The organism is Cellulomonas sp. P5_C6, from assembly GCF_054049635.1.
Genome location: NZ_JBFULZ010000157.1, coordinates 1 through 9,732, shown reverse-complemented (window position 1 = coordinate 9,732; position 9,732 = coordinate 1). Strand labels below are relative to the sequence as shown.

The window sequence follows — 9,732 nt, the reverse complement described above, 5'->3', positions numbered from 1 at the left end:
ACGGCGGTCAGGGCAGCCGGCGGCGGCGTGGCGACGGCGCCGTGCTCACCGCGATCGAGCGCACCATGGCGACCGCCGGGCGGACCGTGACGTTCTCCGCCCTCATCGTCGCGATCTCGATCGCGGGCCTCCTCGTCTTCCAGCCACCGATCCTGCGAGCGTTCGGCGCGGCCGGCGTCGCCGTGATCCTCGTCGCGATGGCGACCGCGCTGACCCTCGTGCCGGCCCTGCTGGTGCTCGCCGGGCGGCGCCTCATCCGGCCGAGCATCCTCGCGCGCGTCCCCGGCCTCCGCGGGATCCTGCGCCGGACTGCCGACGTGCAGACGGAGGAAGGCGTCTTCTCGCGGCTGACCGGCCGCGTGCAGCGCCACCCCTGGCTCGTCCTCACCGGGTGCCTGGTGGTGCTCGGCGTGCTGGCCCTCCCCCTGCGGCACCTCGAGCTGCGCAACTCGACCACCGAGCTCCTGCCCGCGGGCAGCACCCAGCGCGAGTTCGTCGACACGCTGGCCAGCGACTACCCCGCGGCCTCCACGCCCGCGATCACGGTGGTCACCCAGACCTCCCTGGAGGACGCGACCGCGTGGGCGACGACGCTCGAGGACATCGAGGGCGTCGCCTCCGTGGACCCGCCCTCGCCGGTCGGGTCGTACGTGGTGATCGGGGTCCGGCCGGACACCGACGACCCCGGTGACGCGGTCGCCCGGGGCGTGGTGGAGGACATCCGCGCACTCGATGCCCCCTTCCCGACGTGGGTGACGGGCCAGGCCGCCGCGCAGATCGACTTCACCGCGGCCGTCGTCGCGCGGGCGCCGTGGGCGATCGGCATCGTGGCCCTCGCGACCCTCGTGCTGCTGTTCCTCATGACCGGCTCGGTCGTCGTGCCGGTCAAGGCGCTGCTCACCAACGCCCTGTCCCTGGCCGCGTCGCTCGGCGTGCTCGTCTGGGTCTTCCAGGACGGACACCTCTCCGGCCTGCTCAACTTCACGTCCACGGGCGGCATCGAGACCTACGTGATCGCCCTGGTCATCGCCTTCGCGTTCGGGCTGGCCATGGACTACGAGGTGTTCCTGCTGTCCCGGATCAAGGAGTGCGTCGACGCCGGCATGCCCAACGACGCGGCCGTCCGGCTCGGGCTGCAGCGCTCGGGCCGCATCATCACGTCCGCGGCGCTCATCGTCATCGTCGTGTTCGCGGGCTTCGTCGCCGGTGACCTGCTGGTCATCAAGGAGGTCGGGTTCTCGCTGGCCGTCGCCGTGCTCATCGACGCGACCCTCGTCCGCATGCTCCTGGTGCCCGCCACGATGACGCTGCTGGGCAAGGCCAACTGGTGGGCGCCACCGTTCCTGCGCCGGCTCTACGCCAGGCTCTCGATCACCCACTGAGGAGCACCGTGCCGACCGACCACGCCACCTACCGCCGGGCGCTGACCTGGGCCGTGCTCGCCTCCGTGGCGGTCGCGTTCTACGTCTACCGCCTGGTCCGCAAGATGGTCGTCCTCCAGAGCGACGGGATGGGTCCCCTCGCGACGATCACGTTCCTCATGCTGTCCGCGGTCCTGATCGGCGCGTGGTTCGGGCTCCGGCACCTGTGGCGCAGGGCTCTGCGGGCCCGCCCCCAGCACGTCGCGCCCGAGCCCGAGGAGCCGTCCAGCCGTCACCCCACGCTCGACGGGTCCGAACCGCCGCCGACGCGCTGGTGAGTCAGTCCGGCGGCCGGTCCGCCGACGCGGGAGCGAACGAGGACAGCTCCGCGTCCGTGCGGTAGCCGAGGCGGTGGTAGATCCGGCGGGCGCCGTCGTTCTGCGCGTACATGCCGAGCGACACCCACGCCGCACCCTCGGCCAGTCCTGCACGGGTCGCCGCCGCGGTGAGCGCGGTCCCGACGCCGCTGCCCCGCAGCCCGGGCAGCACGCCCAGTCCGTGGACGTGCCACGAGAGGCCGTCGCCGGGCCCGGCCCGCTCGGCGACACCGACCACGCCCGCCAGGGCGCCGTCGCCGTCCACGCCCCACCACCCGACCTCGCCCGGACCCGTCGGGTCCGCCGACGTGCCCGGGTTGGCCAGGCGCAGGCACGCCCGGATCGCGTCGGCGTCGGCCACGGGGTCGAGCCGACGGACCGCGTCCTCGCCCGGGACGGGCGGCGGCGACGCGTCGGTCGACAGCCAGTCCCAGGTGGAGAAGGGCACCAGACCGAGGCGCGCGAGGGCTGTGGGCCCGGGCACGCTGTGGCGCGGCACGCTCATCCACCGCGCGGCGCCGAGATCCAGTCCGGCGACGAGCCCGTCGACGACCCCGGGGTCCCCGCGACCGAGCAGGACCGGGCGCTGCGGACCGTCGATCACCAGCAGCACGCCGTGGTCGTCGCCGAGGACCTCGACGGCGCCCCAGCGGGTGCGGTCGCCGAGCAGCATCCGGTCCTGCCGCCAGCGCGGCGGCAGGAGCTCGAGCACGTCAGCCATCAGACCGCGGGGGTGGCCTTCGGCTTCGCGTCCACGCCGGCCTCGCGGCGCTGCTCGGGCGTGATCGGCGCCGGAGCGGCCGTCAGCGGGTCGAAACCGCCGCCCGACTTCGGGAACGCGATGACGTCGCGGATCGACTCCGAGCCGGTCAGCAGCGCGAGGATGCGGTCCCAGCCGAACGCGATCCCGCCGTGCGGCGGCGCGCCGAACTGGAACGCGTCGAGCAGGAAGCCGAACTTCTCGTCAGCCTCCTCCGGACCGATCCCCATGATCTGGAACACGCGCTCCTGCACGTCACGGCGGTGGATACGGATCGAGCCGCCGCCGATCTCGTTGCCGTTGCAGACGATGTCGTAGGCGTACGCCAGCGCGGCGCCCGGGTCCTGCTCGAACGTGTCGAGCCACTCGGGCGTCGGCGACGTGAACGCGTGGTGCACGGCCGTCCAGGCGCCCTCGCCGACGGCCACGTCGTCGTCCTCGCCCGTGGGCTTGAACAGCGGGGCGTCGACCACCCAGACGAACTTCCACTCGTTCTCGTCGATCAGGCCGCCGCGGCGACCGATCTCGAGGCGCGCCGCGCCGAGCAGCGCGCGGGCCTCGTTGGTCGAGCCGGCGGCGAAGAACACGGCGTCGCCGGGGCTCGCGCCGACGGCTGCCACGAGGCCCGCGCGCTCGGCCTCGGAGATGTTCTTGGCCACGGGGCCACCGAGCTCGCCGTCCTCGCCGACCGTGACGTAGGCGAGGCCCTTGGCGCCACGCTGCTTGGCCCACTCCTGCCAGGCGTCGAAACCGCGTCGCGGCGTCGAGCCGCCGCCCGGCTGCACGACGGCACCGACGTACGGCGCCTGGAACACGCGGAACGGGGTGTCGGCGAAGAAGGAGGTGAGCTCGACCAGCTCGAGGCCGAAGCGCAGGTCGGGCTTGTCGTTGCCGTAGCGCGCCATCGACTCGGCGAACGTGATCCGCGGGATCGGCGTCGGGACGGTGACCCCGATGAGGTCCCACAGCGCGACGAGGATCTGCTCGCCCAGCGCGATGACGTCGTCCTGCTCGACGAAGCTCATCTCGACGTCGAGCTGCGTGAACTCCGGCTGACGGTCGGCGCGGAAGTCCTCGTCGCGGTAGCAGCGGGCGATCTGGTAGTACCGCTCGAGCCCGCCGACCATGAGCAGCTGCTTGAACAGCTGCGGCGACTGCGGCAGGGCGTACCAGGAGCCGGGCGACAGGCGCGCGGGGACCAGGAAGTCGCGCGCACCCTCGGGCGTGGAACGCGTGAGCGTCGGCGTCTCGACCTCGACGAAGTCCTGGGCGTCCAGCACGCGGCGGGCCGCCTGGTTGGCCTTGGCGCGCAGGCGCATCGCGCGGGCCGGAGCCGGCCGACGCAGGTCGAGGTAGCGGTACTTGAGGCGGGCCTCCTCGCCGACGGACTCGTCGAGCGACGACGACACCTGGAACGGCAGGGCGGCGGCCTCGTTGAGCACCACGACCTCGGTGGCGACGAGCTCGACCTCGCCCGTGGCGAGGTTCGGGTTCTCGTTCCCCGCCGGACGACGACCGACCTCGCCCGTCACCTGCAGCACGTACTCCGCGCGCAGGCCGTGCGCGACGGCCTCGTCCCGGATGACCACCTGGGCGATGCCCGAGGCGTCCCGCAGGTCCACGAACGCCACCCCGCCGTGATCGCGCCGCCGGTCCACCCAGCCCGTGAGGGTGACGGTGGTGCCGATCTGCTCGGCTCGCAGCGAGCCGGCCGTGTGGGTGCGGAGCACGGAAGGTCCTTCGGGTCGGGGTGGGAGCGCCCGTCGGACGCCCGCACGATCTTAGTGCCCGTCCGCCGAGGGGCTCGCCGACAATTCGACGGTGGTCCGCACCCGGGTCACGCTCGGCGCCGCCGGCACCGACGAGAACCCGAACCGCACGGCGGGCCGGACCTGAGCGAGCGCGCCGAGGTCCGACGAGCCCCACAGCGCCCGCACGGCCGTGATCTCGTGCTGGTCGCTCGCCGCGTACCACTCCCGACGCCCGCGGCCCGCGGTGCCACGGGTACGGACGCCGTCGAGCACCACGAGGGCGACCGGGTCGGCCACCGTGGCGACGAGGGGCGCGACCGCCCGGTGCCGCGGGAGCACGACGAGCAGGCGGCCCAGCGGGGTGCGGATGCCGATCGTGAGGTCCGCGGTGAGCGGCCCCGCCCGCAGCCGCCAGCGTCGTCGGGCCTCGTCGACCCGCAGGCTGACCGGCACCACGTGCACGGCGTCGAACGCGTACGTGGCCGCGACCAGGTCGGCGACGTCGTCGCTCGGGGCCAGGAGCAGACGCGTGCCGTCGGCGCGCTCGGCCATCACGTCCACGAACGGCCCGAACGGGGACTCGAGCCATCGGCCGACGACCACCCGGGTCCCCTCGGTGGTGCCGAAGCCGGCGATGTGGCCGCCGAAGTCGACCCGGGTCGTACCGTCCGCTCGTCTCCACGCCACGTCGTCACGCTAGGGCTGCCCGGGGTCCGCCGCCCGTCGTCAGAAGAGGACCGGCTGCGCGGCACCGAGCGACGGCTCGTGCACCGGGAGGCCGGCGCCGGCGATGCTGCCCTCCGGGTAGGACCCCTCCCCGGCCGTGCGGTACCGGTTGCGATCCGCGAACCCGTGCCGCACCAGCAGCGGCCGTACGCGCTCGTCGAGCCACCGGGCGTACTCGCGCGGCACGTAGGCGCCCCGGCCGTAGAGCTCCTCGTAGCGGTGCACCAGCGCCGGCGCGTGCTCGCGCAGCCAGGCCATGTACAGCGGCTTGACCGGGCCGCGCAGGTGCAGCGGCAGGACCGTGACACCGGTCGCGCCCGCGTCGGCGAGCTCCCGCAGCAGCGAGTCCAGCCGCGCCCGGTCGTCAGTGAGCCACGGCAGCACCGGCGCGACCATCACGCCGCACGGCAGGCCCGCCTCCCGCACCGCGCGGATCAGCTCGAGGCGTGCGCGAGGAGTCGGCGTCCCGGGCTCCATCGCCTGCTGCAGCGCCTCGTCGCCGATCGCCAACGACACCCCGATGCCGACCGGCACCTCCTGCGCCACCTGCGTGAGCAGCGACAGGTCCCGGCGCAGCAGCGTCCCCTTGGTGAGGATGGACAGAGGGGTCCCGCTGGCCCCGAGCGCCTCGATGATCCCCGGCATGAGCCGGTACCGGCCCTCCACCCGTTGGTACGGGTCCGTGTTGGTGCCGAGCGCCACGTGCTCGCGCGCCCACGACGGTCGCGCGACCTCGGCCCGCAGCACGTCGACCACGTTCGTCTTCACGACGATCTGCGTCTCGAAGTCCCGACCGGCATCCAGGTCCAGGTACTCGTGCGTGGGCCGGGCGAAGCAGTATGCGCAGGCATGGAGGCAGCCCCTCGTCGGGTTGACSGTCCAGCGRAACGGCATCCGCGACGCYTCGGGCACCTTGTTCAGCGCGCTCTTGCAGGTGACCTCGTGGAACGTCACCCCGGCGAACTCCGGSGTCCGGACGCTGCGCTGGAGGCCCGACAGCGCGAGCCCGGGCAGCGTCGTCGTCTCGTCCGTCCCCAGCTTCTGGCCGTCCCACCGCATGGCACCCATGCGAACATGTGTTCGAACGAGTGTCAAGCGTCCACGACGGCGGCGATCCGCTCAGCCCTGTGCGGGCACCACCCGCGGCCAGAGGTCGGCGGCGTCGGGCGCCCACGAGCCGGCATCGGCGTCCACCTGCTCGCCCGAGCGGATGTCCTTGACCTGGTCGGCGGCGCCCTCGTCGTCGGCGACGAACCACACGAACGGGATCCCCCGACGGTCGGCGTGCCGGATCTGCTTGCCGAACTTGGCCGCCGACGGCGCCACCTCGACCGGGATGCCGCGCGAACGCAGAGCCGCCGCGACGGCGTCGGACCGGTCCCGCGCCTCCTCGTTCGAGACCGCGACGAGCACGGCGCTGGGCACCGACCGCGTGGCCGCGACCAGGCCGCTGCTGATCAGGCGGGACACCAGCCGGGACACCCCGATCGAGAGCCCGACGCCGGGATACGTGTTCGCACCGTCGGACGCCAGCGTGTCGTACCGGCCACCGGAGCAGATCGAACCCAGCTGCTCGTGCCCGACCAGCACGGTCTCGTAGACCGACCCCGTGTAGTAGTCGAGCCCACGGGCGATCTTCAGGTCCGCGACGACGACACCGGGTGCCCGGACGGCCGCCGCGCGCACCAGGGCGCCGAGCTCGGCGAGGCCCTCGTCGAGGAGCTCGTTCGACTCGCCCGCGAGGGCCCGCACCCGGTCGATGACGGTCTCGTCCGACCCGCTGATCGACGCGAGCGCGAGGCATGCCCGCGCCTGCGCCTCGTCAGCACCCGCCTCGGCCACGAGCAGCGCGGCGACGGCGTCGGCACCGATCTTGTCCAGCTTGTCGATGCTGCGCAGCACCGCCTCGACGTCCGTGAGGCCCAGGCCGCGGTAGAAGCCCTCGGCGACCTTGCGGTTGTTCACCAGGATGCGGACCGGCGGCACGCCGATCTCCTGCAGCGCGGCGAGCGCCTCGGCCATCACCAGCGGCAGCTCGACCTCGTAGTGGTACGGCAGCGCGCCGGCACCGACGACGTCGATGTCGGCCTGCACGAACTCGCGGAAGCGGCCGTCCTGGGGCCGCTCCCCGCGCCAGACCTTCTGGATCTGGTAGCGGCGGAACGGGAACGCGAGGTGCCCGGCGTTCTCCAGCACGTACCGCGCGAACGGCACGGTCAGGTCGAAGTGCAGCCCGAGAGTCCCGGCCCGATCCGGCTCGACCCCTGCCTCCTCCTGGAGGCGGCGCAGCACGTAGACCTCCTTCGAGGTCTCCCCCTTGCGCAGCAGCTGGTCGAGGGGCTCGACCGCGCGCGTCTCGATGCCCGCGAACCCGTGCAGCTCGAACGTGCGGCGCAGGACGTCGAGGACGTGCTGCTCGACGAGGCGCCCCTCGGGCAGCCACTCGGGGAATCCGGACAAGGGGGTCGGTCGCGCCATGGGGCCCGATCCTTCCAGACGCCCGCGGGTGTCAGAGACCGGCGAGGTATGGGTTGCGCGCCAGCTCGGCGGCGATGTCGCTGGTCGGCCCGTGCCCGGGCACGACGATGGTGTCCGGCGGGAGCGACGCGACCACCTCGCGCAGCGTCCGCGCCATGGTCGCGCCGTCGCCACCGGGCAGGTCCGTCCTGCCGATCGTCCCGGCGAACAGCACGTCGCCGGTGAACGCCACGGACTCCACCAGGTACAGCGTCGAGCCCTCGGTGTGCCCGGGCGCGTGCCGCGCGACGATCTCGAAGCCCCCGAGCGCGAGCACCGTGTCCGGGGAGCGCTCGCCGTCGTCGGACCCGAACGTCTCGACGCGCCGCGGGGCGACGTAGCCGGCCGGGTCGACGCCGACCTGTGCCAGGGCCTGGGCCAGCGGGCCCGACGGGTCGTGCGTGGGCTGCCCGAGCCCGAGCGTGCCGAACGGGTCCTCGAGCCGGTAGGCGTCGGCGGCATGGAGCACGACCGGGACCCCGAGGGCCTCCGAGAGCCGCCCCGCGTCCCACGTGTGGTCGACGTGACCGTGGGTGGCCAGCACGGCGGCCGGCCGCAGCCCGCGATCGGCGACCAGCCCGAGCACGTCGTCGGTGACGCCCGCGCCGGCGTCGATGACGACGCACGACCCGTCGTCGTGCACGAGGACGCTGCAGCGGGCCCCGAAGACCGCGGACTCGATCGTGATGACCTGCATGGGAGGCACGCTAGCCGTCGCGCGTGTCCGGACTGTGATGTCACCCCGTGGCGTCGCTGGTCGCCGGATGCGCAGGCTTGCCTAGACTGTCCCGGGTTCCCTTCATGCAGTGCGGCAGGTGGATGACCTGCCGCACGGCACGACGACGCGAGGAGTGTGTGCGTGTCCAGCAAGCGCGAGCGTGAGTACGAGCGCCGCCGGTACGAGAAGTGGCAGCAGCGTCAGGCCGCCGCCCGCGCCAAGCGGCGCCGTAACCAGGTCATCGCCGGCTGCGTCGTCGGAGCCTTCGTGCTGACCATCGGCGTGGTCGGTGCGTTCGCGCTGACCAACGACACGCCGAGCGCCGCGCCCACCGCCACCGCCTCGCCCACGTCGACGGCTCCCCCGGCGAACTCCGCCGAGGTGCCGGACCCCTCGCTCGCCGAGAACCGCACCTGGACCGGGGACATCACGCTCACACAGGGCGACGTCGGCATCGAGCTGGACGGCGCCGCCGCGCCGCAGGCCGTCGCCAACTTCGTCACGCTCGCCGGCAAGGGCTTCTTCGACACCACGAAGTGCCACCGCCTCACCACTGAGGGCATCTTCGTGCTGCAGTGCGGCGACCCGACCGCGCTGGGCGTCGCCGACACGACGACCGGCGGCTCCGGCGGGCYCGGCTACACCTGGGGCCCGATCGAGAACGCGCCGGCCGACGGCATCTACCCCGCCGGCACCATCGCCATGGCGCGGACCAGCAACGACGGCAGCTCCATGGGCAGCCAGTTCTTCCTGGTCTACAAGGACTCACCTATTCCCGCAGACAGTGCGGGGGGCTACACCGTGTTCGGCCACATCACGTCCGGGATGGACGTGCTGCAGGCCATCGCCGACGCGGGCACCGTCGAAGGGACCCAGGTCCCGGTGTCCGACGTCATCATCGAGGGAGTGAAGATCCAGTGACTCAGACCCCGACGTCCGGACCCGTACCCGAGGACTCCGTGCCCGAGCTCGAGGACTCCGTGCCCGCGCTCGAGGCCGAGCAGCCCGAGGTGGCGGCCGACGAGGTCGACGCTGCGGCTCCCGACACGGTCACGCCCGACGCTCCCGAGTCCGCCGAGGACGCTCCGGTCGAGGAGGCTCCCGTCGAGGACGCGGCTGTCGACGACGTGGTCGCCGATGAGGCGGTCGCCGATGAGGCGGCTGCCGATGACGTTGCCTCCGACGATGCGGTTGCCGACGACGATGCGGTTGCCGACGACGTGGCTGCCGACGACGCGGTTGCCGACGGTGCGGTTGCCGACGATGCCGCTCCCGTCGCCGAGGTCGCCGTCGCGGACGAGGCCGTTCCCGCCGAGGCGGTCGCCGACGAGACGGTGACCACCACCCCGACCGACGTCGCCGCCGACGAKACGCCCGCGGCCGACGTCGATGCTCCCGCGGACGGCACCGCCGACGCTGCCGAGGCCACCCCTGCCGAGGCGAGCGCGGAGGAGACGGCTCCCTCGGCGCCCGCGCCGAAGCCGACCCCGTCGGCGATCCGCCCRGTCCCCCGGCCCCGCCC

At 73.4% G+C, this 9,732-nt stretch carries 9 protein-coding genes and 1 pseudogene; 4 read left to right on the top strand and 6 right to left on the bottom strand.

Annotated features, from left to right (window positions below; translation table 11 throughout):
* The coding region (locus ACXJKG_RS15805) for an MMPL family transporter (RefSeq protein ID WP_456846698.1) at positions 1 to 1,382 on the top strand (1,382 nt) is incomplete at its 5' end.
* An 8-nt stretch (positions 1,383 to 1,390) separates the two neighbouring features.
* Positions 1,391 to 1,699, top strand: a complete 309-nt coding sequence (locus tag ACXJKG_RS15800; RefSeq protein WP_456846697.1) for a hypothetical protein — start codon at positions 1,391 to 1,393, stop codon at positions 1,697 to 1,699.
* A 1-nt stretch (position 1,700) separates the two neighbouring features.
* On the opposite strand, the gene ACXJKG_RS15795 is transcribed toward ACXJKG_RS15800, so the two are convergent.
* The 6 genes from ACXJKG_RS15795 to ACXJKG_RS15770 are packed head-to-tail and all read right to left on the bottom strand — an operon-like array spanning position 1,701 to position 8,189.
* Complete coding sequence (locus ACXJKG_RS15795; protein WP_456846696.1) at positions 1,701 to 2,459, bottom strand: GNAT family N-acetyltransferase; 759 nt, start codon at positions 2,457 to 2,459, stop codon at positions 1,701 to 1,703.
* Complete coding sequence (gene aspS / locus ACXJKG_RS15790) at positions 2,459 to 4,228, bottom strand: aspartate--tRNA ligase (RefSeq protein ID WP_456846695.1); 1,770 nt, start codon at positions 4,226 to 4,228, stop codon at positions 2,459 to 2,461. Before aspS ends, ACXJKG_RS15795 begins: the two co-directional genes overlap by 1 nt.
* 51 nt (positions 4,229 to 4,279) lie before the next feature.
* Positions 4,280 to 4,936 (bottom strand): hypothetical protein, encoded by a 657-nt coding sequence (locus tag ACXJKG_RS15785; protein ID WP_456846694.1) that lies wholly within the window; start codon positions 4,934 to 4,936, stop codon positions 4,280 to 4,282.
* 39 nt (positions 4,937 to 4,975) lie between these two features.
* A complete protein-coding gene (locus tag ACXJKG_RS15780; RefSeq protein ID WP_456846699.1) occupies positions 4,976 to 6,034 on the bottom strand; it encodes an Rv2578c family radical SAM protein in 1,059 nt (352 codons plus the stop codon).
* Positions 6,035 to 6,094: 60 nt separating this feature from the next.
* Positions 6,095 to 7,453 carry a histidine--tRNA ligase gene (gene hisS / locus ACXJKG_RS15775; RefSeq protein WP_456846693.1) on the bottom strand — a complete coding sequence of 453 codons (1,359 nt, stop codon included), beginning with the start codon at positions 7,451 to 7,453 and terminating at the stop codon, positions 6,095 to 6,097.
* A gap of 31 nt (positions 7,454 to 7,484) precedes the next feature.
* Positions 7,485 to 8,189 (bottom strand): MBL fold metallo-hydrolase, encoded by a 705-nt coding sequence (locus tag ACXJKG_RS15770; RefSeq protein WP_456846692.1) that lies wholly within the window; start codon positions 8,187 to 8,189, stop codon positions 7,485 to 7,487.
* Positions 8,190 to 8,351: 162 nt separating this feature from the next.
* Here ACXJKG_RS15770 and ACXJKG_RS15765 point away from each other — a divergent pair, with 162 nt between their 5' ends.
* Together ACXJKG_RS15765 and ACXJKG_RS15760 are read left to right on the top strand one after the other, a co-directional pair.
* Complete coding sequence (locus ACXJKG_RS15765; protein ID WP_456846691.1) at positions 8,352 to 9,131, top strand: peptidylprolyl isomerase; 780 nt, start codon at positions 8,352 to 8,354, stop codon at positions 9,129 to 9,131.
* A pseudogene (locus ACXJKG_RS15760) lies at positions 9,128 to 9,732 on the top strand (hypothetical protein); the annotation flags it as partial. The gene ACXJKG_RS15765 and the pseudogene ACXJKG_RS15760, both read left to right, overlap by 4 nt.